Annotated in this window: 22 protein-coding genes; 5 read left to right on the forward strand and 17 right to left on the reverse strand. The window is 65.0% G+C overall.

From position 1 onward, the window contains the following. Positions 1–40: 40 nt before the first annotated feature. Complete coding sequence (locus tag ABIC94_RS15535) at positions 41–604, reverse strand: outer membrane protein assembly factor BamE (protein WP_354373898.1); 564 nt, start codon at positions 602–604, stop codon at positions 41–43. Positions 605–690: 86 nt separating this feature from the next. Here ABIC94_RS15535 and fur point away from each other — a divergent pair, with 86 nt between their 5' ends. Next, the gene (gene fur, locus ABIC94_RS15540; protein ID WP_354373899.1) at positions 691–1,110 is read left to right on the forward strand and encodes a ferric iron uptake transcriptional regulator; all 420 of its coding nucleotides are present in this window, start codon (positions 691–693) and stop codon (positions 1,108–1,110) included. A 4-nt stretch (positions 1,111–1,114) separates the two neighbouring features. Here fur and hprK read toward each other — a convergent pair whose 3' ends face one another. The 4 genes from hprK to ABIC94_RS15560 form a co-directional block, all read right to left on the reverse strand. Next, positions 1,115–2,074: an HPr(Ser) kinase/phosphatase gene (gene hprK / locus ABIC94_RS15545; protein WP_307703254.1), complete on the reverse strand. Its 960-nt coding sequence runs from the start codon at positions 2,072–2,074 to the stop codon at positions 1,115–1,117. A 108-nt stretch (positions 2,075–2,182) separates the two neighbouring features. Continuing rightward, complete coding sequence (locus tag ABIC94_RS15550) at positions 2,183–2,650, reverse strand: PTS sugar transporter subunit IIA (RefSeq protein ID WP_354373900.1); 468 nt, start codon at positions 2,648–2,650, stop codon at positions 2,183–2,185. A gap of 183 nt (positions 2,651–2,833) precedes the next feature. After that, positions 2,834–3,163: a ribosome hibernation-promoting factor, HPF/YfiA family gene (hpf, locus tag ABIC94_RS15555; protein ID WP_126748817.1), complete on the reverse strand. Its 330-nt coding sequence runs from the start codon at positions 3,161–3,163 to the stop codon at positions 2,834–2,836. A 193-nt stretch (positions 3,164–3,356) separates the two neighbouring features. Beyond that, on the reverse strand, positions 3,357–5,474 hold the full coding sequence (locus ABIC94_RS15560) for an ATP-dependent helicase (protein ID WP_354373901.1): 2,118 nt from the start codon (positions 5,472–5,474) through the stop codon (positions 3,357–3,359). 214 nt (positions 5,475–5,688) lie between these two features. Between ABIC94_RS15560 and corA the strand changes: the two genes are divergently transcribed. Next, complete coding sequence (gene corA, locus ABIC94_RS15565; RefSeq protein ID WP_258503637.1) at positions 5,689–6,675, forward strand: magnesium/cobalt transporter CorA; 987 nt, start codon at positions 5,689–5,691, stop codon at positions 6,673–6,675. 1 nt (position 6,676) lies between these two features. Here corA and ABIC94_RS15570 read toward each other — a convergent pair whose 3' ends face one another. The 10 genes from ABIC94_RS15570 to ABIC94_RS15615 all read right to left on the reverse strand — a co-directional run bounded on the left by ABIC94_RS15570 (position 6,677) and on the right by ABIC94_RS15615 (position 17,887). Continuing rightward, complete coding sequence (locus ABIC94_RS15570; protein ID WP_354373902.1) at positions 6,677–7,462, reverse strand: 5'-methylthioadenosine/adenosylhomocysteine nucleosidase; 786 nt, start codon at positions 7,460–7,462, stop codon at positions 6,677–6,679. A 3-nt stretch (positions 7,463–7,465) separates the two neighbouring features. Next, positions 7,466–9,100, reverse strand: coding sequence for an ABC transporter substrate-binding protein (locus ABIC94_RS15575; protein WP_354373903.1), 1,635 nt, complete (start codon positions 9,098–9,100; stop codon positions 7,466–7,468). Between the two features lie 31 nt (positions 9,101–9,131). After that, complete coding sequence (locus ABIC94_RS15580) at positions 9,132–10,175, reverse strand: peptide ABC transporter ATP-binding protein (protein WP_354373904.1); 1,044 nt, start codon at positions 10,173–10,175, stop codon at positions 9,132–9,134. Beyond that, entirely contained in the window at positions 10,172–11,200 is a 1,029-nt protein-coding gene (locus tag ABIC94_RS15585; RefSeq protein ID WP_354373905.1) for an ABC transporter ATP-binding protein, read from the reverse strand. Before ABIC94_RS15585 ends, ABIC94_RS15580 begins: the two co-directional genes overlap by 4 nt. 18 nt (positions 11,201–11,218) lie before the next feature. Next, on the reverse strand, positions 11,219–12,127 hold the full coding sequence (locus tag ABIC94_RS15590; RefSeq protein WP_354373906.1) for an ABC transporter permease subunit: 909 nt from the start codon (positions 12,125–12,127) through the stop codon (positions 11,219–11,221). A gap of 2 nt (positions 12,128–12,129) precedes the next feature. Continuing rightward, positions 12,130–13,134 (reverse strand): ABC transporter permease subunit, encoded by a 1,005-nt coding sequence (locus ABIC94_RS15595; RefSeq protein WP_354373907.1) that lies wholly within the window; start codon positions 13,132–13,134, stop codon positions 12,130–12,132. 50 nt (positions 13,135–13,184) lie between these two features. Continuing rightward, on the reverse strand, positions 13,185–14,864 hold the full coding sequence (locus tag ABIC94_RS15600) for a long-chain-fatty-acid--CoA ligase (RefSeq protein WP_354373908.1): 1,680 nt from the start codon (positions 14,862–14,864) through the stop codon (positions 13,185–13,187). A 100-nt stretch (positions 14,865–14,964) separates the two neighbouring features. Next, positions 14,965–16,392 (reverse strand): NAD(P)(+) transhydrogenase (Re/Si-specific) subunit beta, encoded by a 1,428-nt coding sequence (locus ABIC94_RS15605; RefSeq protein WP_354373909.1) that lies wholly within the window; start codon positions 16,390–16,392, stop codon positions 14,965–14,967. Next, complete coding sequence (locus ABIC94_RS15610) at positions 16,389–16,721, reverse strand: NAD(P) transhydrogenase subunit alpha (RefSeq protein WP_354373910.1); 333 nt, start codon at positions 16,719–16,721, stop codon at positions 16,389–16,391. The genes ABIC94_RS15605 and ABIC94_RS15610 overlap by 4 nt, the downstream gene beginning before the upstream one ends. 23 nt (positions 16,722–16,744) lie before the next feature. Then, positions 16,745–17,887 carry a Re/Si-specific NAD(P)(+) transhydrogenase subunit alpha gene (locus ABIC94_RS15615; protein WP_354373911.1) on the reverse strand — a complete coding sequence of 381 codons (1,143 nt, stop codon included), beginning with the start codon at positions 17,885–17,887 and terminating at the stop codon, positions 16,745–16,747. A 427-nt stretch (positions 17,888–18,314) separates the two neighbouring features. Between ABIC94_RS15615 and ABIC94_RS15620 the strand changes: the two genes are divergently transcribed. From ABIC94_RS15620 to ABIC94_RS15630, 3 genes are all read left to right on the forward strand, one after another. Then, a complete protein-coding gene (locus ABIC94_RS15620; RefSeq protein ID WP_354373912.1) occupies positions 18,315–19,028 on the forward strand; it encodes a response regulator transcription factor in 714 nt (237 codons plus the stop codon). 94 nt (positions 19,029–19,122) lie between these two features. Beyond that, positions 19,123–19,560, forward strand: coding sequence for a DUF4019 domain-containing protein (locus tag ABIC94_RS15625; RefSeq protein ID WP_354373913.1), 438 nt, complete (start codon positions 19,123–19,125; stop codon positions 19,558–19,560). Positions 19,561–19,570: 10 nt separating this feature from the next. Next, on the forward strand, positions 19,571–20,050 hold the full coding sequence (locus tag ABIC94_RS15630) for an NUDIX hydrolase (protein ID WP_354373914.1): 480 nt from the start codon (positions 19,571–19,573) through the stop codon (positions 20,048–20,050). 34 nt (positions 20,051–20,084) lie between these two features. On the opposite strand, the gene mnmA is transcribed toward ABIC94_RS15630, so the two are convergent. Then, positions 20,085–21,200: a tRNA 2-thiouridine(34) synthase MnmA gene (gene mnmA, locus ABIC94_RS15635; RefSeq protein WP_354373915.1), complete on the reverse strand. Its 1,116-nt coding sequence runs from the start codon at positions 21,198–21,200 to the stop codon at positions 20,085–20,087. Positions 21,201–21,251: 51 nt separating this feature from the next. Next, a complete protein-coding gene (locus ABIC94_RS15640) occupies positions 21,252–22,238 on the reverse strand; it encodes an LLM class flavin-dependent oxidoreductase (RefSeq protein ID WP_354373916.1) in 987 nt (328 codons plus the stop codon). Between the last annotated feature and the right edge of the window lie 2 nt (positions 22,239–22,240).

The following is a 22,240-nucleotide window of genomic DNA, read 5'->3' on the forward strand; positions in this document are numbered from 1 at the left end:
GACTTGGCGGGTGCGCCCGCCCTCGCTGGGTGGCGCGTGCTCAGCGCGCCGCTTCGAGCGGGGGATACGCGGCCGGCAGCGGCGGCTGGCTCGCGGCCGTGGCGGTGGCATCGGCCTTTTTGCTGCTGTCTTCCTTGGGCGCAAATTTCTTGAGCTCTTCTTCCGACGCTTCGAGCGGCGGGATCTTGCCGCTCTTCTTGCGAGTGTCGAGCGTGGCGACGAATTCTTCTTCGCTGGGCATCGGGTCGCCTTCGAAGCGCTCGAGCAGCTCGCCCTTGAAGAAGACGGTCAGGCGGCGTTCCTGCGGATTGACGCCCTGGCGCTTGATCGTGAAGACGTAGTCCCAGCGATCCTTGTGAAAGACGTCGGTCAGCAGCGAGGTGCCGAGGATTTCACGCACTTGCTGGCGCGACATGCCGGGCTTGAGAGCCTCGACCTGTTCCTTCGACACGAAATTGCCCTGGACCACTTCGACCTTGTAGGGCGTGATGGCCGACAGCGCACCACGCGTGCGATCGCTGAAACCGCTGCAGGCGCTGAGGCAGAACGTCGCGGCGACGGCCGCAGCCAGCAGCCAGGGACGGCGTTGGAGAATGGCAGGCATGGGAGAAAAGGGGGGTAGCGATATGATCGGCCATTGTAGCGGCTGGCCCCTTGGGGGCCCGCCTGCAGCACTGGGCAGGAACCATCATGGCCAACATCGACGAACTCAAGAATACCGGCCTCAAGGCCACATTGCCACGCCTGAAGATCCTCGAGATCTTCCAGACCGGCAGCCAGCGCCACATGACGGCCGAAGACGTGTTTCGCGTGCTTTTGAACGAGCACTCGGACATCGGCCTGGCCACGGTCTACCGCGTGCTGACGCAGTTCGAGCAGGCCGGCATCCTCGAACGCAGCCATTTCGAGAGCGGCAAGGCGGTGTACGAGCTCAACGAGGGCACGCACCACGACCACCTGATCTGCACCTCTTGCGGCAAGGTCGAGGAGTTTTACGACGCCGAGATCGAGCGCCGCCAGCAGATGATCGCCAAGGACAAGGGCTGGATCCTGCAGGACCACGCCATGTCGCTGTACGGTCTTTGCGGCGACTGCACCAGCAAGCGGTAGCCGGTCAGTCCCCGTCGCGGCCGTTTTCCATGGCCTTGTGGTGGCGCGCCACGAAGTCGGCATAGGTGTCGATGCCGCGCAATTGCAGGATCGAATTGCGCACGGCGGCTTCCACCAGCACGGCGATGTTCCGCCCGGCCACCACCTGGATGATGACCTTGCGCACCGGAATGCCCAGCACGTCCTGCGTGAGCGGCGCGGAAGGCATGCGCTCGTAGTCGCGCTCGAAGCTGTCGCGTCGCACCAGGTGCACGATGAGCTTGAGCCGCATCTTCCGGCGCACGGCCGTCTCGCCGAAGATCGCGCGGATGTCCAGCAAGCCGATGCCGCGCACTTCCAGCAGGTTCAGCAGCAGGTCGGGGCAGCGCCCCTCGATGGTGTTCTGGTTGATGCGGTAAAGGTCGACCGCGTCGTCGGCCACCAGGCCGTTGCCGCGCGAAATCAGCTCCAGCCCGAGCTCGCTTTTGCCGAGCCCCGATTCGCCGGTGATCATCACCCCCATGCCCAGGATGTCCATGAACACCCCGTGCATCGAGGTGCGTTCAGCGAAATGCTTGGACAGGTAGGCCCGCAGCAGGTCGATCACAAAGGCCGACGATTCGCGGGTGGCGAACAGCGGCAGCTGGGCGCGCTCGCAAATCGATAGCAGTTCGTCCGGCGCGGCCTGGCCATCGGCCAGCACCAGCATCGGGGGTTCCAGCGTGACGATGCGGGCAATGCGCCGGGCGCAGTCTTCCTGGCTGCCGCGCGTCAGGTAGGCCACCTCGCGGGCGCCCAGGATCTGCACGCGGTACGGGTGGATGTAGTTGAGGTAACCGACCAGATCGGCCGCCGACTGGGCGCGGCTGATGACTTCGGGGTCGAATTGGCGTTCGGAGGCACCGAGCCCTGCGAGCCATTCCCAGCGGAGCGACCCGCGGAATTCCTCGAACATGGCGTCGGCGCTGATGACGGTCGGCTTCATGCGTGCGGGAGATGGCGCTCAGCGCCTAGTGTTGGAGCGGGCCAGAATACCTCGGAACCGGCGCCGCGGGGCCGCTGGCGCGGCTTCGCAGGGGTGCGAGAGGCACCTCTACGCGACTTGCGTCGACTGCCAGCTCGCAATGAGTCCGTGCAGCGCGGCCGCGTCGGTGCTCGACTTGATCTGCTCGCGCAGGCCGGCGTCGCTCAGCAACTCGGCAATTTCGGAGAGGATTTCAAGGTGCTTCTGGGTGGCCGCCTCGGGCACCAGCAGGAAGATCAGCAGGCCGACGGGCTGCTCGTCCGGCGCGTCGAAACCGATCGGATTCGCCAGCTGGAAAACCGCGGCCATGGGAGCCTTCAGGCCCTTGATGCGGCCATGTGGAATGGCAACCCCATGTCCGAGCCCGGTGGAACCGAGCCGCTCGCGCGCAAACAGGCTGTCGGTGATCAGGGCGCGGCCCAAGCCGTGAAGGCTCTCGAACAACAAACCTGCTTCTTCAAAAGCACGCTTCTTGCTCGTAGCGTCAACGCTCACGAGTACTTGAGCGGGCGGCAGGATGGACGCGAGGCGATTCATGGTGAGTGCGGGGCGGGGGCGATTATGCACCTGCTTGGTAAAAACCCCCAGTCCGGTTACTTACTTTTTATCTACATGTTGCCCAGGAGCCCGGGAATCAAGGGGAGAAAACAAGGTAATAAAAAGCAAAAAGCCGCCCGAAGGCGGCTTGCACAGGGGGTTGGCCGCAGCACTTGCCCGTGCCTACATCACGCGCTTGGGGGCCGCGTGATGGTGGTCTTGCAGGCGGTCCTTGTGGCGCACCACTTGCCGGTCGAGCTTGTCGACCAGTTCATCGACCGCGGCGTAAAGATCAGCGTGGCTCGATTCCGCGAACATGTCATTGCCCTTGACGTGAATGTTGCATTCCGCCTTTTGCCGGCGTTCCTTTTCCTTTTGCTTTTCCACCGTGAGGATCACCTTGACATCGACCACCTGGTCGAAATGTCGGGTGATCCGGTCCAGCTTGCTCGTGACGTAAGTGCGCAAGGCAGGTGTGACGTCGAGGTGATGACCGCTGATCGTCAAATTCATGAAAGACCTCCTGGAATTGACGGTTGGGAAATGACCAGCACTTCGGAATGAAGCGCGGCCGGCGAAATACAGATGGGTGCGGGGGAGAGGAAGGGAAGAGAAAAGAGAGGGAGAAAGTGAGAAGAGAGGGGAAGGTCGATTCACTATGCCCAAGCTGTCACGGTATTGCAATACCTGAGTTGCCCGGGGGGCTTCAACTCCAGGCCGCACGCATCCGGTTACGCAGGTCGATCACCGCGGCCGGCGGCGGCACCGCGGGCGGCCGCTCTGGCGCGGGCGGCCAGGTCTGCTGTTCGAAGCCCGCAAGATCGCGTTCGGAGATGAAGCGCGTGCGGTTGGCATAAAGATGCCGGTCGCCGCGCACGGCCTGCTGCGTCACGTAGAAACGCTGCGGCACCAGCAGGTGCAGATGGTCGCGCGCCCGGGTCATTGCGACGTAGAGCAGGCGCCGCTCCTCTTCGAGCTCGTGCGCGCTCTGCGCCACGTCGGCCGGCAGGCAGCCGTCGACCACGTTGAGCACATGCACCGAATTCCACTCCTGGCCCTTGGCCGAGTGGATGGTCGAGAGGATCAGGTAGTCCTCGTCGAGCGATGGCGGGCCGGGGCGGTCGCTGGTGGCCTCCGGTGGATCGAGCGTGAGCTCGGTCAGGAAGCGCTCGCGCGAGCCGTAGCCCGACGCGAGCCGCGCCAGTTGTTCGACGTCGCCGCGCCGCACACCCGAGGGGTCGTCGTAAAGCCGCTCGAGATGCGGCAGGTACCAGCGAACCGCCAGCTCGACGTCGGCCGGCCAGGGCAGGGACGGCGCCCGCAACGCGGCATAGGCTTCGGCAAACACCGCCCATTCGGCGCGCGCGGCAGGCGGCGGCACGAAATCGCGCACGGCCGCCGCCGGGTCGGCCGCCTGGTCCATGGCATCGAGCAACCGCGCGCCCGTGGCGGGCCCGATGCCCGGAATGAGCTGCGTGACGCGAAAACCCGCCATGCGCCCGCGCGGGTTTTCCGCGAAGCGCAGCACCGCGAGCAGGTCTTTCACGTGCGAGGCCTCGAGAAACTTGAGGCCTCCGTATTTCACGAACGGGATGTTGCGGCGCGCCAGTTCCAGCTCGAGCGGCGCGCTGTGCGTGGAGGTGCGAAACAGCACCGCTTGCGACTTGAGCGCGAGGCCGCCTTCGCGGTGCGCCAGCACCTTGTCGGCCACCCACACCGCCTGCTGCGCCTCGTCGGGCACCAGCACCAGTTGCGGCCTGCCCGCGGAGGGCTTGTCGGTCCAGAGCGTCTTGGCGTGCCGCTCGGCGGCCTGCGCGATGACACGGTTCGAGACATCGAGAATCGGCTGCGTGGAACGGTAGTTGCGCTCGAGCGTGACGACCCGCGCAGCCTGCGAAAACTGTGACGGAAAGTCGAGAATGTTACGGACCGTTGCGCCGCGAAAGGAGTAAATCGACTGCGCGTCGTCGCCCACCACCGTCACGCCGCGCCCGTCGGGCTTGAGCGCGAGAAGAATCGAGGCTTGCAGCAGGTTCGTGTCCTGGTATTCGTCGACCAGCACGTGGTCGAAGCGCGCGCCGATCAGGCCGGCCAGCGCGGGCTCGGCCACCATGCCCGCCCAGTAGAGCAACAGGTCGTCGTAGTCGAGCACGTTCTGCTGCTGCTTGGCCTCCACGTAGGCGCCGAACAGCCGCTTGAGCTCGGCTTCCCATTCGGCGCACCAGGGAAAGGCCTCCGCAAGCACCTGGGCCAGCGGGGCGCGCGTGTTGACGCAGCGCGAATAAATCGAAAGGCAGGTGCCCTTGCGCGGAAAGCGGTTCACGCTCGTCGACAGGCCGAGTTCGTGGCGCACCAGGCCCATCAGGTCTTCGGCGTCGCCCCGGTCGTGAATGGTGAAGTTGTCGTTCAGGCCGATGTGCGCGGCGTATTCGCGCAGCAGGCGCGCGCCGATGCCGTGGAAAGTGCCGGCCCAGGGCAGCGCAGGCGGCTTTTCAGACTTGAGCCCGAGCACGCGCGCCAGCACCTGGCCCGCGCGGCGCTCCATTTCCTGCGCAGCACGGCGCGAGAAGGTCAGCAGCAGCAGGCGCTGCGGATCGACACCGCCAGCAATCAGGTGCGCCACCCGGTGCGCCAGCGTGCTGGTCTTGCCGGAGCCCGCACCGGCAATGACCAGCAGCGGACGCTCGTCGCGGCCGACCAGCGCGCCGATGCCGTGCTCGACCGCGGCGCGCTGCTCGTCGTTGAGCGCGCCAAGCGCGGCGGCCAGGCGCTCGGCCTGCGTGGCACCGGGGGCAGAAAAAACGGGGAGCGCAGCGGTCTGCATGCCCGTGACTTTACTGTATGTCCATCCAGATCGGCGAGCTCGCCGTCACATGGCCGATGACATAATCGCGCCTCGCTGCAACTGGAGACCGCACCATGGAAACCGCCCCGTCTCGGCAGCTTTCAACTCCCTTCTGACGCCTGCTTGCCGGGCTTGGGAATTGAAAGCGCCCCTCCCTCGCCCCATCGCATCAGTCATTTCACGGGAGTGAGCCATGCTCAATATCTTTACGCTCGCCAACGGTCGCCTTGTCCAGGAAGAGATCGAATCGCTGGAGGAGCTTTCCAAGTTCCAGCCGATCTGGGTCGACCTCGAATCGCCCACGCTCGAGGAAAAGCGCTGGATCAAGCAGTACTACGGCCTCTCGATTCCCGAAGACGCGATGGACGAGGACATCGAGGAGTCGGCTCGCTTCTATGAAGAAGACAACGGCGAACTGCACATCCGCTCCGACTTTTTGATCGACGACGACGAAGACCCGCGCTCGGTGCGCGTTGCGTTCATCCTGAACCAGCACAACACCGAACTGCGCAGCCGCGGCGTGCTGTTCTCGATTCATGACGAAGACGTGCCGGTGTTCCGCCTGCTGCGCATGCGTGCGCGCCGCGCGCCGGGCCTCATTGAAGACGCGAAGGAAGTGCTGCTCAAGCTGTTCGACGCCGACGCCGAATACTCGGCCGACACGCTCGAAAACATCTACGACGAACTCGAGATTGCCGGCAAGAAGGTGCTCGAAGGCAACGTGAGCGACGAACTCGCCGGCGAGGTGCTCGGCGCCATTGCGCGGCAGGAAGACTTGAACGGCCGCATCCGCCGCAACGTGATGGACACGCGCCGCGCGGTGAGCTTCATGATGCGCAGCCGCATGCTCAATGCCGAGCAGTTCGAAGAGGCGCGGCAGATCCTGCGCGACATCGAATCGCTCGACAACCACACGGCCTTCCTGTTCGACAAGATCAACTTCCTGATGGATGCGACCGTCGGTTTCATCAACATCAACCAGAACAAGACCATCAAGATCTTCTCGGTGGCCAGCGTGGCGCTGCTGCCGCCCACGCTGATCGCGAGCATCTACGGCATGAACTTCAAGTTCATGCCCGAGCTCGACTGGTCGCTGGGCTACCCGTACGCGCTGGCGCTGATGGCGGCGAGCGCGCTGGTGCCGATGTGGTACTTCCGCCGGCGCGGCTGGCTCAAGTAGCTCAAGTAGCAGTAGGCGCTTCGCCAGAAGGCGGCAGCGCGGCCAGCCACGCGCCGACCAGCGCAAGGCTGTAGCGGCTCGCCACCTCGACGACAAAGCGCGCGAAATCGCCATGCGCCGCGTCGTCTGCGCGATCGGAGATGGTGCGCATGGCCGCGAACGGCACGCCGTAGTCGTGGCACACCTGCGCCATCGCGGCGCCTTCCATTTCGACCGCGAGCGCGTCGGGCAGAGCGCGCTGCAGCGCCTCGCTCTCGGCGGTGGTCGACACGAATCGGTCGCCGCTCACCAGCAGGCCACGGTGCACCTTAGGGGACCGAATGCCGAACTCGTCGACCGCCGGCTGTCCGATCAACGCGACCGGGTCGCGCAACACGTCCGCCGCCGCGCCCGAAAGCGCATCGGCAATTGCCGCATCTGCCGCGAAGCGCGCCATGCCCATCAACGGCACCTCGTACTTCGGGAAGATCGGCGAGGCATCGAGATCGTGCTGCAGCAGCTGCGTTGCAACGACCACGTCACCCACATTCACGCCCGGCGCAAGCCCGCCGGCAACGCCGGTGAACACGATCGCCCGCACGCCGAAGCGCTCGAGCAGCACCGTGGCCGTTACCGCCGCCGCGACCTTGCCGATGCGCGACAGCACGGCGACCACGGGCTGGCCGTGCAAATGGCCGACCCAGAAGTCGCGCCCCGCGGCGCGCACGCGCTGCTCGTCCGGCATCTGCGCGAGGAGCGCGCTCAGCTCCTCGTGCATGGCTGCGACGATGGCAACGGGTGCGCCCATCGCCTACTTGATGTCCACGCCGTAGAAGGTGTGGCGGCCGAAGGGACTGAGCTTGAAGTCGACCACTTCCTTGCGCACCGGCTTCAGCTGCACCGCATGCGCGATGGTGAACCACGGCGCCTGCTCCTTGAAGATGACCTGTGCCTTCTTGTAGAGCGCATCGCGGTCGGCCTGCTTGGTCGCGCTCTTGGCCTTCAGCACGAGGTCTTCGTACGGCTGATAGCAGAACTTCGAAATGTTGCTGCCGCTGGCCGATTTGGCCGAGGAGCAGCCCAGCAGGGTGTACAGGAAGTTGTCCGGGTCGCCGTTGTCGCCGGTCCAGCCCAGCATGCCCATCTGGTGCTCGCCGGCCTGCAGGCGCTTGCGGTATTCGCCCCACTCGAAGCTCTTGATCTCGGCCTTGACGTTGATCTTGGCGAGGTCGGCCTGCATCAGTTCGGCGATGCGCTTGGCATTCGGGTTGTAGGGCCGCTGCACCGGCATGGCCCAGAGGTCGGTCGAGAAACCGTCCGGGAAACCGGCCTGCGCCAGCAGCTTCTTGGCGGCTTCGGGATCGTACGGATCGTCCTTGACCGCGTCGTTGTAGGACCACAGGGTGGGCGGAATCGGGTTCTTCGCGGCCACGCCGGTCGACAGGTACACACCGTCGATGATCGCCTTCTTGTTGATCGCCATGTTGATGGCCTTGCGCACGCGCACGTCGTCGAACGGCTTCTTGGTGGTGTTGTACGAGAGGTAGCCCACGTTGAGGCCGGGCTGCTCGAGCACCTGCACGTTCGGGTCCTTGCGGATCGCGTCGAGGTCGGCCGGATTCGGGTACGGCATGACGTGGCATTCGCCCTTCTGCAGCTTGGCCCAGCGCACCGAGGCGTCGGGCGTGATCGCGAACACGAGGTCGTCGATCTTCGCCTTGCCGCCCCAGTACTGCGGGAAGGCCTTGAAGCGGATGACCGCGTCCTTCTGATACTGCACGAGGTAGAACGGTCCGGTGCCGATCGGGTCCTGGTCGACCTTCTCGGGCGTGCCGGCCTTCAGCATGGCAATGGCGTATTCCTTCGACTGGATGCCGGCGTATTGCATCGCGAGGTTGGCAAGGAACGGCGCCTCGGCCTGGTTGAGCACGATCTTGACCGTGTACTCGTCGATGCGGTCGACCGACTTGAGCAGCTTGGGCATGCCCATGTCGTTGAAGTAGGAGTGGTTCTGGCTCGTGACCTTGAAGAATGGATCGCTCTCCTTCCACTGCCGCTCGAGCATGAAGATGAAGTCGTCGGCGTTGAAGTCGCGCGTGGGCTTGAAGGTCTTGCTGGTGCTGTGCCACTTCACGCCCTTGCGCAGGTGAAAGGTGTACTGCGTGCCGTCGGCCGAGATGTCCCATTTTTCCGCCAGGCCAGGCACGACCTTGGTGCCGCCGCGCTCGAACTCGACAATGGTGTTGTAGACCTGCGTGGTCACGTCGAACGAAGTGCCGGTGGTGTTCACGCCCGGGTAGAAGTTCTCGGGGCTGCCCTCCGAGCAATAGACCAGCGTCTTGGCGGACGCGGCGCCGCAGGCTAATGTGAGTACGGCGAGTGCCGTCGGCGCGAGCAGCGCGGCAAGCCTTGGCGAACGGCGCGAAACAGATGGCTGGGTCTTCATGGCAACTCCTTGGGACACGGGTTGAAGTGAACTAGAGGTTCATCGCCAGAGGCGCGACGAACGGCGGAGACAACGGCATATCGGCGCGCACCGGCGGCGCGCCATCGAGAAACTTCTCGGCGTAGTGGCAGGCCACCAGCCGCTCGTCGAGTGCGCGCAGCAAGGGCCTCTCTTCGCGGCAGCGCTGCGTCACGTGCGGGCAGCGCGTGTTGAAGACGCAGCCCGAAGGCGGGTCGAGCGGCGAAGGCAGCTCGCCCTTGAGCACGATGCGCTGGCTGCTGAGACCTGGCGTGGACGCCAGCAGCGCCTGCGTGTACGGATGCAGCGGCCGCGCGAAGATGCGCGCCTTGGGCCCCTGCTCCACCGCATGGCCGAGGTACATCACGAGCACGTCGTGCGCAATGTGCCGCACTACGCCCAGGTCGTGCGAAATGAAGAGATAGGCCAGGCCAAGCTCGGCCTGCAGGTCTGCCAGCAGATTCAGCACCTGCGCCTGGATCGACACGTCGAGCGCCGACACCGGCTCGTCCGCCACCAGGAGGCGCGGCTCCAGCATGAGCGCGCGCGCAATGGCAATGCGCTGGCGCTGGCCGCCCGAGAACATGTGCGGATAGCGGTTCGCGTACTCGGGCCGCAGGCCCACGCGCGCGAGCATCTCGCGGGCCTTGGCGGCCCGCTCGGGCTTGCCGAGCGTGGTGTTGATCGCGAGCGGATCTTCGAGCACGGTCGAAATCTTCTTGCGCGGGTTCAGCGAACCGTAGGGGTTCTGGAACACCAGTTGAACGGCCTGGCGCAGTTCGCGCCGATGCTCGGGCGGCGGGCTCACCGCATCGTGGCCGACCAGCGTGAGCTGCCCGGCCGTCGGCTTCTCGATCAGTGCGACCATGCGCGCCAGCGTGGACTTTCCGCACCCCGATTCGCCCACCACCGCCAGCGTTCGGCCACGTTCGATGCGAAACGAAATATCGCCCACGGCGCGCAGCTGCGCAGGCGCGCGGAACATGCCGCGCCGCACGGCATACGTGCGCTGCAGGTTGCGTGCCTCCACGACGACATCGGCAGGTACAACGCTCATGGCAGCGCCTCCACGGCTTGGGGCCGGTCCGCCTCGATGGCCGCCATCCGGCCGGGCTCGCCGAGCGGAAAATGGCAACGAACTTCGGCGCCTGGCTGCGACTCGACCGCGCGCAGCGCCGGGCGCACGTTGCAGGCCTTCGTCGTCACGTAACTGCAGCGCGGCGCAAAGAGGCAGCCGGACGGCCGGTCGTGCACGCCGGGCACCACGCCCGCGATGGTGGCAAGCCGGCCCTCGGGCGCGGCACGTTCGGGCAGCGCGGCCAGCAGCGCTTCGGTATAGGGATGCTGAGGGTTTGCAAAGAGCCGGTCGACGCGCTGCTGCTCCATCACCTGGCCCGCATACATCACGGCAATGCGTTGCGCCATTTCACTGACCACGCCCATGTTGTGCGTGATGAGCACCAGCGCCATGCCGCGCTCTTTCTGCAGCTCGCGCAGCAGGTCGAGAATCTGCGCCTGGATGGTCACGTCCAGCGCGGTGGTCGGCTCGTCGGCGATCAAGAGGCGCGGGTTGCAGGCAATGGCCATCGCGATCATCACGCGCTGGTTCATGCCTCCCGAAAGCTGGTGCGGATAGCTGCCGAGGCGCGAAGACGCGGCGGGTATGCCGACCTGCTCGAGCAACTCGGTCGCGCGCTTCTTCGCCGTGCGTTTGTCCAGATGCAGGTGCAGCCGCAGCGTTTCCATCAGCTGGAAGCCGATGGTGAAGCAGGGGTTGAGGCTGGTGGTCGGCTCCTGGAAGATCATGGCGACTTCCTTTCCGACCAGCGTACGGCGCGCCTTGTCGGAAATGCCAAGCAGCTCCTTGCCCGCAAAGCGCATGTGGTCCGCGCGCACGCGGCCCGGAAAGCCGACGAGGCCCATCAGCGCCATCATCGTCACGCTCTTGCCCGACCCCGATTCGCCGACGATGCCGAGCACCTCGCCCTCCTCGAGCGAAAGGCTCACGCCGTCGACGGCGTGCAGCACGCCGCCCTGGGTGGGAAATTCGACGTGCAGGTTCTTGATGTCCAGCAAAGGCATTTGTTCGTCTCCTTTGCTTCAGCGCTTGAGCTTCGGGTCGAGCGCGTCGCGCAGACCGTCACCGAGCAGATTGAACGCCAGCACGGCCGCGAGAATCGCCAGGCCCGGAAAAGTGACGACCCACCAGGCGCGCAACACGAACTCGCGCGCGTCGGCCAGCATCGTTCCCCACTCGGGCGAAGGCGGTTGCGCGCCGAGGCCGATGAAGCCCAGCGCCGCCGCATCGAGGATGGCGGTCGAGATGCCGAGCGAGGCCTGCACGATCAGCGGCGCGGCGCAGTTGGGCAGCACTTCGCGGAACATCAGGCGCAGCGTGCCGGCGCCGCTCACGCGCGCGGCGGTCACGTAGTCGCGCGAGATCTCGGCAATGACAGCGGCGCGCGTGATGCGCACATAGTGCGGCAGCACGACGATGGCCACCGCGACCATCGCGTTGATCAGCCCCGGCCCGAGGATCGCGACGATCACGATGGCCATCAGCAGGCTCGGCATCGTGAGGACGATGTCCATCATCCGCATGATCGCGATCTCCAGCACGCCGCGGAAGAAGCCCGCGATCAGCCCGAGCACCACGCCGATGACCACCGACAGCGCCACCACGGCAACGCCGATCGACAGCGAGAGCCGCGCGCCGAACATGAGGCGCGAAAGAATGTCGCGGCCGATGGCGTCGGTGCCCAGCAGATAGCTGGCCGAGCCGCCCTCCTGCCACGCCGGCGGCAGCAGGAAGACGGCGCTGTTGGTTTCGTTCGGCGCATGCGGCGCAATCCACGGCGCGAACAATGCAACGAGCAGCAGCAGCGCGATAGTGGCGAGCCCGATGACCGCGCCGCGGTTCGCGGAAAACGCGGTCCAGAACTCGCGCCACGGGCCGGGCGGCGCCTTGCTGCTCGCACCAGGTGCGGAAACGATCTGGGTCGATGCCATGTTCAGCGCCTGATCCTGGGGTTGATGACGCCGTAGGTCACGTCGACCAGCAGGTTGATCAGCATCACGATGCCGCCGAGCAGCAGCATGCCGCCCTGCAGCACCGGATAGTCGCGCCGGCCGATGGCCTCGATGAGCCACTTGCCCACGCCGGGCCAGGAGAAGATGGTTTCGGTGAGGATCGCGCCCGTGAAGAGCACGCCCACCTGCAGCCCGATCACCGTGACCACCGGAATCAGCGCGTTGCGCAGCGCATGCAGCCCCACCACGCGAAGGCCCGAAAGGCCCTTGGCGCGCGCGGTGCGAATGTAGTCTTCGCCCAGAACCTCGAGCATGGCCGAACGCGTCATGCGCGCGATGACGGCCAGCGGCACGGTGCCGAGCACGATGGCCGGAAGAATCAGGTGGTGCAGCGCCGACCAGAAGGCATCGGTGTCGCCGGCGCGCAGCGCATCGATCAGCAGGAAGCCGGTTTCCGGTTCGACGAAGTACTGCACCGAAATGCGCCCGGAAACGGGCGTCCACCCCAGCTGCACCGAGAAGAACAGGATCAGCAGCAGCCCCCACCAGAAGATCGGCATCGAATAGCCGGTGAGCGAGGTGGCCATCACGCCATGGTCGAAGATGGAATTGCGCCGCACCGCCGCAAGAATGCCGGCCGGAAGCCCCAGCAGCAGCGCCAGGAGAATCGCGCACACGCCGAGCTCGACCGTGGCGGGAAACAGCGCCAGAAACTCGCCCATCACGGAGTCCTGCGTGATGAGCGACTTGCCGAGATCACCGTGCAGCACACGGCCGATGTAGATGCCGTACTGCACGATCACCGGCTTGTCGAAGCCGTAGGCCGCGCGCAGCTGCGCATGGCGCGCGGGGTCGATCCCGCGCTCGCCGGCCATGGTTTCAATAGGATCGCCCGGCACCAGCCGGATGAGAAAGAAGGCAAGCAGCGTCATGCCGATGAAGGTCGGCACCAGCAAGCTCACGCGCGTGAGTAGGAAGCGAAGCATCGATCCGCAATATGCAAGATCGATGCCGCCGCCCTACCCGGGCCGAACCCTTACTTTTTGGCGTCTCGCAGTTCGCGGCGCAGAATCTTTCCGACCGGCGTCTTCGGCATGTCGGTGCGGAACTCCACGATTCGCGGTTGCTTGTAACCCGTTAGGTTTGCTTTGCAGTATTCGCGCACCTGCGCTTCGGTCAGCGAGCCGTCCTTCTTGACGATCACGAGCTTGACGGCCTCGCCGGTCTTCTCGTCGACGATGCCGACTGCCGCGCATTCGAGCACGCCCGGAATCTGCGCCACCACGTCTTCGATCTCGTTCGGGTACACGTTGAAGCCCGAGACCAGGATCATGTCCTTCTTGCGGTCGACCACCTTGAAGTAGCCGCGCTCGTCGACCATGCCGATGTCGCCGCTCTTGAAGTAGCCGTCGGCCGTCATGACCTTGGCGGTTTCGTCGGGGCGCTGCCAGTAGCCGGCCATCACCTGCGGGCCCTTGATGGCGATTTCGCCGGGCTGGCCCGGCGGCACCTCGCGGCCCTCGTCGTCGAGCAGCTTGAGCCAGGTGTTCGGGAGCGGCAAGCCGATGGTGCCCGTGTAGGCCTTGCTGTTGGTCGGGTTGCAAGTGGCCGAAGGCGAGGTTTCGGAAAGGCCGTAGCCCTCGCAGATCGGGCAGCCGGTTTTCTCGAGCCAGAGCTTCGCCACCGCCGCCTGCACCGCCATGCCACCGCCCACCAAGACCTTGAGGTTCTTCCAGTTGACGATGTTGAAATCAGGGTGGTTCGCCAACCCGTTGAACAGCGTGTTGACCGCCGGGAAGGTGTGGATCGTGTGCTTGGACAGCTCCTTGAGCACGCCCGCCAGATCGCGCGGATTCGGAATCAGGATCAGCTTGCCGCCCGTGCGCATGCTCAGCATCATGCCCACCGTGAAGGCGAAGATGTGATACAGCGGCAGCGCGCAAACACCCGTGGGTTGCTCGCCGGCCGGTACCTGCGCCATGGCGGGCTCGTTCCAGGCTTCGGACTGCAGCACGTTGGCGATCACGTTGCGATGCAGCAGCACTGCGCCCTTCGAAACGCCCGTGGTACCGCCGGTGTACTGCAGCACGGCCACGTCGTCGGGGCCGATGACAGGCACTTGCAGCGTGCGGCTCGCACCCTGGTCGAGCGCATCGTTGAAGCGCACCGCGCCCGGCAGGCTGAATTGCGGCACCAGTTTCTTGACGTTGCGCACCACGTAGTTGACGAGCGCACCCTTCAGGAAGCCGAGCCGGTCGCCCATGGCCGCCAGCACGATGTGCTTGATGGGCGTGGCCGCGATGCATTGCTGCAGCGTGGTGCCGAAGTTCTCCATGATGACGATGGCCTTCGCGCCCGAGTCCTTCAGCTGGTGCTCGAGTTCGCGCGGTGTGTACAGCGGATTCACGTTCACCAGGATCAGCCCGGCGCGCAGGATGGCCGCGACCGCAATCGGATACTGCGGGCAATTGGGCATCATGACCGCGACGCGGTCGCCCTTGACCAGCGCCAGGCCTTGCAGGTACGCCGCGAAGGCCTTGCTGAGCTTGTCGGTCTCCCCGTAGCTCACGTCCTTGCCCATGAAGCTGTAGGCCGTGCGGTCGGCGTACTTGGTGAAGCTCTCTTCCATGAGCGCCACCAGCGACGGGTATTGCGAAGGATCGATATCGGCAGGCACGCCTTGCGGGTAGCTGCCGAGCCAGGGACGATCGGTCATGGATGTGTCTCCTCCAAATCGGTAATTCAAAAAACGAAAACGGCGCACTTGACGGCGCCGCGACGATCCGGCCCGCACTGCGCGGGTGCGGACCTTTGGCCTATTCGATGGCCTTGCCCATATCTTCCACTACTTTTTTCGCATCGCCAAAGACCATCATGGTCTTGTCCATGTAGAAGAGCTCGTTGTCCAGGCCGGCATAGCCCGCCGCCATGGAGCGCTTGTTCACGATCACCGTCTTGGCCTTGTAGGCTTCCAGAATCGGCATGCCGTAGATCGGGCTGCCCTTGGTGTGCGCCGCAGGGTTCACCACGTCGTTGGCGCCCAGGATGATTGCGACATCGGCCTGGCCGAATTCGCCGTTGATGTCCTCCATCTCGAACACCTGGTCGTAGGGTACCTCGGCCTCGGCCAGCAGCACGTTCATGTGGCCCGGCATGCGGCCCGCCACCGGGTGGATCGCATACTTCACGGTAATGCCCTTGTCGGTGAGCTTCTGTGCGAGTTCTTTCACGGCATGCTGCGCGCGTGCCACCGCAAGGCCGTAGCCCGGAACGATGACCACCGTCTCGGCGTTGCCCAGGACGAAAGCCGCGTCGTCGGCACTGCCGCTTTTCACCGGCCGCTGCTCCTTCGCGCCGCCGGCCGCACTGACCGCCTCGCCGCCGAAGCCGCCCAGGATCACGTTGAAGAACGAGCGGTTCATGGCCTTGCACATGATGTAGCTCAGGATCGCGCCCGAAGAGCCCACCAGCGAACCGGCCACGATCAGCATCGCGTTGTTCAGGCTGAAACCGATGCCCGCGGCCGCCCAACCCGAGTAGCTGTTGAGCATCGACACCACCACCGGCATGTCGGCGCCGCCGATGGGAATGATGATGAGCACGCCCATCACGAAGGCCAGCGCCAGCATCGCGAAGAACGCCGGCCAGCTTTCGGTGAACATGAACACCAGCCCGAGCCCGATCATGGCCAGGCCGAGCACGAGGTTCAGCATGTGCTGGCCCGCGAACTGCACCGGTGCCCCCTGGAACAGCCGGAACTTGTAGGTGCCCGAGAGCTTGCCGAAGGCGATGACCGAGCCGCTGAAGGTGATGGCGCCGATGGCCGCGCCCAGGAACAGCTCGAGCCGGTTGCCGGTGGGGATGGGCGCGCCCTTGGCCAGGCCTTCGAGCATGGCCGCGGGTTCGACCACGGCCGCGATCGCGATGAACACCGCCGCCAGGCCGATCATGCTGTGGAAGAACGCCACCAACTCGGGCATCTTGGTCATCTCGACCGTCTTGGCGCGGTAGGCGCCGTAGCCGCCGCCCGCCACCAGCCCCAGCAGGACCCAGCCCAGGCCCGTGAGGTTGCCGCCGGCCAGGTTGTAGATCAGCGCACCGGTGGTCACCACCGCGATGGCCATGCCGGTCATGCCGAAGAGGTTGCCGCGGATGGACGTGGTGGGATGGCTCAGGCCCTTGAGGGCCTGGATGAAGCAGACGCTGGCAACCAGGTAGAGCAGCGTGACGACGTTCATGCTCATTGGGCAGCTCCCGATTCAGCCTTGGGTGCTGCGGTCTTCTTCTCTTTTTTCTTGAACATCTCGAGCATGCGCCGCGTGACGAGGAAGCCGCCGAAGATGTTCACCGCCGCGAGTGCGACCGCGAGCACGCCCATGGTCTTGCCCAGCGTGGTTTCGGTGAGCGCGGCTGCCAGCATGGCGCCCACGACCACGATGGCCGAGATCGCGTTGGTCACGGCCATCAGCGGCGTGTGCAGCGCGGGCGTGACGGTCCACACCACGTGGTAGCCCACGTAGATGGCCAGCACGAAGATGATGAGGTTGATGACGGTATGGGAAACGGGATCCATGATTTTTCTCCTCGCGTGACCGCTTATTTCTTCGTGACCTGGCCGTCCTGCGCAACGCGGCAGGCAGCGACGATGTCGTCTTCGAGGTCGATCTTGAGCCCGCCCTCCTTCGTGACGATGAGCTTGAGGAAGTCGAGCACGTTGCGCGCATAGAGCGCAGACGCGTCGGCCGCCACCAGCGCCGGCAGATTGGTTTCGCCCACGATGGTCACGCCGTGCTTCACCACCGTGCGGTCGGCTTCCGACAGCGGGCAGTTGCCGCCCTTCATCTCTCCGTTCACGTCGGGCCCCTTGCCGGCCGCGATGTCGACGATGACCGAGCCGGGCTTCATCGACTTGACCATGTCCTCGGTGATGAGCGTGGGTGCGGCGCGTCCGGGGATGAGCGCGGTGCTGATGACGATGTCGGCCAGCGCCACGCGCTTGGCCACTTCGACCTGCTGGCGCGCGAGCCAGCTGGCGGGCATGGGCTTGGCGTAGCCGCCGACGCCGACCGCGGCTTCTTTCTCTTCGTCGGTGTCGTAGGACACCTCGATGAACTTGCCGCCGAGCGATTCGATCTGTTCCTTCACGCTCGGGCGCACGTCGGAAGCCTCGATCACGGCGCCCAGGCGCTTGGCGGTGGCAATGGCCTGCAGGCCCGCCACGCCAACGCCCAGGATGACCACGCGCGCCGCCTTCACGGTGCCGGCGGCGGTCATCAGCATGGGGAAGAAGCGTTGGTATTTGTCGGCCGCCATGATCACGGCCTTGTAGCCGGCGATGTTGGCCTGCGAGCTGAGCACGTCCATGCTCTGGGCCCGGGTGGTGCGCGGTGCGGCCTCGAGCGCAAAGGCGGTGAGCCCGGCCGTGGCCAGCCGCTGCAGGCCGGGGGCGTCGAAGGGGTTCAGCATGCCGATGACGACAGTGCCCGGCTTCATCAGCGCGGCTTCGGCGTCGTTCGGCGAGCGCACCTTGAGCACCATGTCGGCCCCGAAGGCACCCGCCACGTCGGTGATTTCAGCCCCGGCTGCAATGTAGGCGGCATCGGTGACGCTGGCTGCCACGCCGGCCCCCGACTGCACGCGAATGGTGTGCCCCGCGGTGACAAGTTTCTTCACCGTTTCGGGTGTAACGGCCACACGGGTTTCGCCGGCCGTCGTTTCGGCAGGCACGCCTATCAGCATAGAGATCTCCTCAGGGCAAGGGCAACACGGAACGCGGGCAGAGCTTACAGCAAGATTACGGGCATCACTGTCGCCTGAATCGCAGTATCTATTGGCTCTTGATGACCGTGATCATTGCATTCGTAGCTATATAAATGCTAGCGACGCCGGGGCGCTGAAATCGAGCACCCCATGACTCCCTCTCTGTTGCGTTGGGCGGGGAAGCCATTTCCGGGGATGTTCGTCCACCACGCATTCGCACTTAATTCCTTTAATACAAGTAAATGGATATTTGTTTTCAATTGTTCTCGACTGCAGTCAGTCGGCCCAGAAAAATTCGAATAACGTGCATTAATTGCAGGCCATCTTTATTACTCAAGACGCAGATAGATACACTTCCCGTTCGATGGCACACAGAGGCTGGCGATGGTCGGAAGAAGGGGATGGAATGCGTATTGCAGTACTTGATCACGAGCCTGATCAGCTTCAACTGATCAACCAGGCTATGGCGGGGTTCGGACACGAATGTCACCCCTACACCGAAGGACGAAAACTGCTACAGGCGCTGCGCCGGCAAACCTTCGATCTTTTGATTCTCGATTGGGGATTGCCAGATATTCGGGGCATCGACGTGGTAAAGACAGTTCGCAATGAACTCAAAAGCCGCCTGCCTATTCTTTTCGTCAACGCGCAGCGCGACGATGCCGACGTGGTCGAAGGGCTCAATGCCGGCGCCGACGATTTCATGGCCAATCCCGGTCGCGCCAAAGAGCTCGAAGCGCGCGTCAATGCGCTATTGCGCCGGTCTTACCCCGCCCAGCATGAACCGGAACTGGTATTCGGCGACTACCACTTCTACCCGCCCTCGCGCATTCTCAAGGTCAAGGGCGTGCAGGTCGACCTGAAAAACCGCGAGTACGAACTGGCCCTGTTCCTGTTCCAGAACCTGGGCCGCCTGCTGTCGCGCGAGCATCTCCACGAAGCCGTGTGGGGACTTGGCGTAGAAGCGCTCTCGCGGTCGCTCGACACCCACATCTCGCGCCTCCGAACCAAGCTCGCCTTGCGCCCCGCAAGCGGATACCTGCTGCTGGCCATCTACGGCATGGGCTACCGGCTGGAAACCATCGAGACAAATACGCCTTCCGACGGCCTCGCGCGCTAGGCGCGTGGCGGCTTCAACTCGAACTGGCGGGGAATCTCTGCGGAGATACCGTCTCCAACCGCTTCATTCCAACGCCGCACGAAAAATGAAGCCGATGAAAACGACAACCAGGCTGTTGCTGACCGCCGCATTGCTTTGGGGTGCCCTCGCCGGCGCCGCGGCTGCGGAAGACGTCGAAGCCAGCGACATGGTGCGGGGCGGGATGCAGGCGGTCCAGATCATCGACCAAGGCAAGGCCGAAGAACTCTGGGACGGGGCCACGCCCGCAACCCGAAAGCGCGTGACGCGCATCGACTTCGTTGCCAAGGTTTCCAGGAGCCGTTCGCCGCTCGGCGCGCCGTTGCAGCGGACCTGGGTGGCAATCAATCGTCAGGCGGTGGCCGACCCCGACGCGGAGACGGCCGGCCAATATGTCAGCATCGAGTACGAAACCCGTTTCAGCAACAAGCCGGATGGCACTTTGCGCGAACTCGTGAGCTTTCACCTCGATCGCGATCGCATCTGGCGCTTCAGCGGCTACGCGCTGCGCTAAAACCAGACACATGACGATATCCCGCTGGAAACCCAATGTCACCGTCGCCGCGGTGATCGAGCAGGACGGCAGGTTCCTGCTGATCGAAGAGCACACGGCCCAGGGGCTCAGGCTCAACACGCCCGCGGGACACCTGGACCCCGGTGAATCGCCCATCGAAGGCTGCGCGCGCGAGACGCTCGAGGAAACCGCCCATGCCTTCGCGCCCACCGCGCTGGTCGGCATCTACATGGCGCGCTCGAGCCACCGGACGGGCAGCAAGGAAGACGTGACCTACATACGCTTCGCATTCGCCGGCGAACTCGGCCCAAGGGAAGCGGGCCGCGCGCTCGACGAGGGCATCGTGCGCACCGTCTGGATGAGCGCCGATGAAATCCGCGCCAGCGTGCCGCGGCATCGCAGCCCACTGCTGCTGCAGTGCGTCGAAGACTATCTGGCCGGGAAGCGGTATCCGCTCGACCTGATCCACGTCGACGAATCGGTGCGCTGACGGCTGCGGCGCGCCGGCTTCGGCTTCACGTGGGTCAGACGATGACCCCGCCGCCGAGGCAGCGCTCGCCGTCATAGAGCACGGCCGATTGGCCCGGCGTGACCGCCCATTGCGGCTCGCCGAAGCGCAGGCTGAAGCCCGCCGCGGCATCGCCGCCGGCATTCGTGTCACTCATTTCGCAGGCCGCATCGGCTTGGCGATACCGCGCTTTCGATCCATAGCTGCCCGGCGCGGGCGCTTCGCCCGAGACCCAGCTCGCATCGCCGGCCGTCAACGCCGAAGACAAAAGCCAGGGATGATCGTGCCCCTGCACCACCCATAGCGTGTTCTTCTCGACATCCTTGCGCGCCACGAACCACGGCGAGTGGTCGCCCGAGCCGCGCTGCGCGCCCTTCTCCTTGACGCCGCCGATGCCCAGCCCCTGCCGCTGGCCCAGTGTGTAGAAGCTCAGGCCCTGGTGCTCTCCGAGCTTGCGTCCGCGGTCGTCCTTGATCGGCCCCGGCTCCTTGGAGATGTAGCGGTTGAGGAACTCGCGGAACGGCCGCTCGCCAATGAAGCAGATGCCGGTCGAATCCTTCTTCTTCGCGTTGGGCAGGCCGATTTCTTCCGCGATGCGGCGCACCTCGGTCTTGTGCAGCTCGCCCACAGGGAACAGTGTTTTGGACAGCTGTGCCTGGTTCAGCCGGTGCAAGAAGTAGCTCTGGTCCTTGGAGGGGTCGAGCCCCTTGAGCAGTTCGTGCCTGCCGGTGGCCTCATTCAGCCGCACGCGCGCATAGTGGCCGGTGGCGATCTTCTCGGCGCCCAGGCGCATCGCGTGGTCGAGAAAGGCCTTGAACTTGATTTCGGCATTGCACAGCACGTCGGGGTTGGGCGTGCGGCCGGCCTTGTATTCGCGCAGGAACTCGGCGAACACGCGGTCCTTGTAGTCGGCCGCGAAATTGACGTGCTCGATCTCGATGCCCAGCACATCGGCCACGCTGGCGGCGTCCACGAAGTCGATGTTCGACGAGCAGTATTCGCTGTCGTCGTCGTCTTCCCAGTTCTTCATGAAGATGCCGACCACCTCGTGCCCCTGCTGCTTGAGCAGGTGCGCCGTGACCGCGGAATCGACCCCGCCGCTCAGTCCCACCACGATCCGTTGCTTTGCCATAAGCCCGCCATTGTCCCAGCCCCGCGGCAGGGGCTGCCGGCGTGGGGGAAATCAGCCCTGTTTGCGCAACCCGGCCAGCAACTCGTAGGAGCGCAGCCGCGCCACGTGGTCGAACACCTGCGAGGTGATCATCAGCTCGTCGGCGCCCGTGCGCTCGATGAATGCCTGCACCCCTTCGCGCACCTTGACGGGGGAACCCACGGCCGAGCAGGACAGCACCGAGTCGAGCAGCGCGTTCTCCGCCGGGCCCACCTTCTGCCGATAGTTTTCGACGGGCGGCGGCAAGCGCCCCGGACGTCCGCTGCGCAGGTTCACGAAGGCCTGCTGCCACGATGTGGCGCGAAACTCGGCCTCTTCGTCGGTGTCGGCCACGAACACATTGAAGCCCAGCATCACGTACGGCTTCTGCAGCTGCGCCGAAGGCTTGAAGGTCTCGCGGTAGATCTGGATCGCCTGCATGAGCTGCTGCGGCGCGAAGTGCGAGGCAAAGGCGTAGGGCAAGCCCAGGTGTGCGGCCAGCTGGGCGCCGAAGGTGCTCGAACCCAGAATCCACACCGGCACTTCGAGCCCTGCGCCGGGCACCGCGCGCACGGGCTGCTGGGGCGCCTTGGACATGAAGTCCATCAGCTCGACCACGTCCTGCGGGAACTGGTCGGCATCGGATTCGAGATTGCGGCGCAGCGCGCGCGCGGTGCGCTGGTCGGAGCCGGGCGCGCGGCCCAGGCCGAGGTCGATGCGCCCCGGGTACAGCGACTCCAGCGTGCCGAACTGCTCGGCAATCACCAGCGGCGAGTGGTTGGGCAGCATCACGCCGCCCGCGCCAATGCGGATGGTCGAGGTGCCGGCGCCTATGTAGGCCAGCAGCACCGCGGTGGCCGCGCTCGCGATGCCCGGCATGCCGTGGTGCTCGGCCAGCCAGTAGCGCTCGTAGCCCAGCTTCTCCCCGTGTTGCGCGAGCGAAAGCGAGTTGCGGAACGACTGCGCGGCGTCGCTGCCTTCGGTAATCGGGGAAAGGTCGAGGATCGAGAACGGAATCATGG

Source organism: Variovorax paradoxus, assembly GCF_040544635.1.
Taxonomy (GTDB): domain Bacteria; phylum Pseudomonadota; class Gammaproteobacteria; order Burkholderiales; family Burkholderiaceae_C; genus Variovorax; species Variovorax paradoxus_R.

Coding starts and splice junctions, on each gene's coding strand:
- ABIC94_RS15630 (WP_354373914.1), top strand. CDS start 19,571: ATGACGATATCCCGCTGGAAACCCAATGTCACCGTCGCCGCGGTGATC.
- ABIC94_RS15535 (WP_354373898.1), bottom strand. CDS start 604: ATGCCTGCCATTCTCCAACGCCGTCCCTGGCTGCTGGCTGCGGCCGTC.
- ABIC94_RS15580 (WP_354373904.1), bottom strand. CDS start 10,175: ATGAGCGTTGTACCTGCCGATGTCGTCGTGGAGGCACGCAACCTGCAG.
- hprK (WP_307703254.1), bottom strand. CDS start 2,074: ATGAAGCCGACCGTCATCAGCGCCGACGCCATGTTCGAGGAATTCCGC.
- ABIC94_RS15595 (WP_354373907.1), bottom strand. CDS start 13,134: ATGCTTCGCTTCCTACTCACGCGCGTGAGCTTGCTGGTGCCGACCTTC.
- ABIC94_RS15610 (WP_354373910.1), bottom strand. CDS start 16,721: ATGGATCCCGTTTCCCATACCGTCATCAACCTCATCATCTTCGTGCTG.
- ABIC94_RS15550 (WP_354373900.1), bottom strand. CDS start 2,650: ATGAATCGCCTCGCGTCCATCCTGCCGCCCGCTCAAGTACTCGTGAGC.
- ABIC94_RS15570 (WP_354373902.1), bottom strand. CDS start 7,462: ATGGGCGCACCCGTTGCCATCGTCGCAGCCATGCACGAGGAGCTGAGC.
- ABIC94_RS15620 (WP_354373912.1), top strand. CDS start 18,315: ATGCGTATTGCAGTACTTGATCACGAGCCTGATCAGCTTCAACTGATC.
- ABIC94_RS15585 (WP_354373905.1), bottom strand. CDS start 11,200: ATGCCTTTGCTGGACATCAAGAACCTGCACGTCGAATTTCCCACCCAG.
- ABIC94_RS15615 (WP_354373911.1), bottom strand. CDS start 17,887: ATGCTGATAGGCGTGCCTGCCGAAACGACGGCCGGCGAAACCCGTGTG.
- ABIC94_RS15560 (WP_354373901.1), bottom strand. CDS start 5,474: ATGCAGACCGCTGCGCTCCCCGTTTTTTCTGCCCCCGGTGCCACGCAG.
- ABIC94_RS15605 (WP_354373909.1), bottom strand. CDS start 16,392: ATGAGCATGAACGTCGTCACGCTGCTCTACCTGGTTGCCAGCGTCTGC.
- ABIC94_RS15575 (WP_354373903.1), bottom strand. CDS start 9,100: ATGAAGACCCAGCCATCTGTTTCGCGCCGTTCGCCAAGGCTTGCCGCG.
- fur (WP_354373899.1), top strand. CDS start 691: ATGGCCAACATCGACGAACTCAAGAATACCGGCCTCAAGGCCACATTG.
- mnmA (WP_354373915.1), bottom strand. CDS start 21,200: ATGGCAAAGCAACGGATCGTGGTGGGACTGAGCGGCGGGGTCGATTCC.
- hpf (WP_126748817.1), bottom strand. CDS start 3,163: ATGAATTTGACGATCAGCGGTCATCACCTCGACGTCACACCTGCCTTG.
- ABIC94_RS15625 (WP_354373913.1), top strand. CDS start 19,123: ATGAAAACGACAACCAGGCTGTTGCTGACCGCCGCATTGCTTTGGGGT.
- ABIC94_RS15590 (WP_354373906.1), bottom strand. CDS start 12,127: ATGGCATCGACCCAGATCGTTTCCGCACCTGGTGCGAGCAGCAAGGCG.
- ABIC94_RS15640 (WP_354373916.1), bottom strand. CDS start 22,238: ATGATTCCGTTCTCGATCCTCGACCTTTCCCCGATTACCGAAGGCAGC.
- corA (WP_258503637.1), top strand. CDS start 5,689: ATGCTCAATATCTTTACGCTCGCCAACGGTCGCCTTGTCCAGGAAGAG.
- ABIC94_RS15600 (WP_354373908.1), bottom strand. CDS start 14,864: ATGACCGATCGTCCCTGGCTCGGCAGCTACCCGCAAGGCGTGCCTGCC.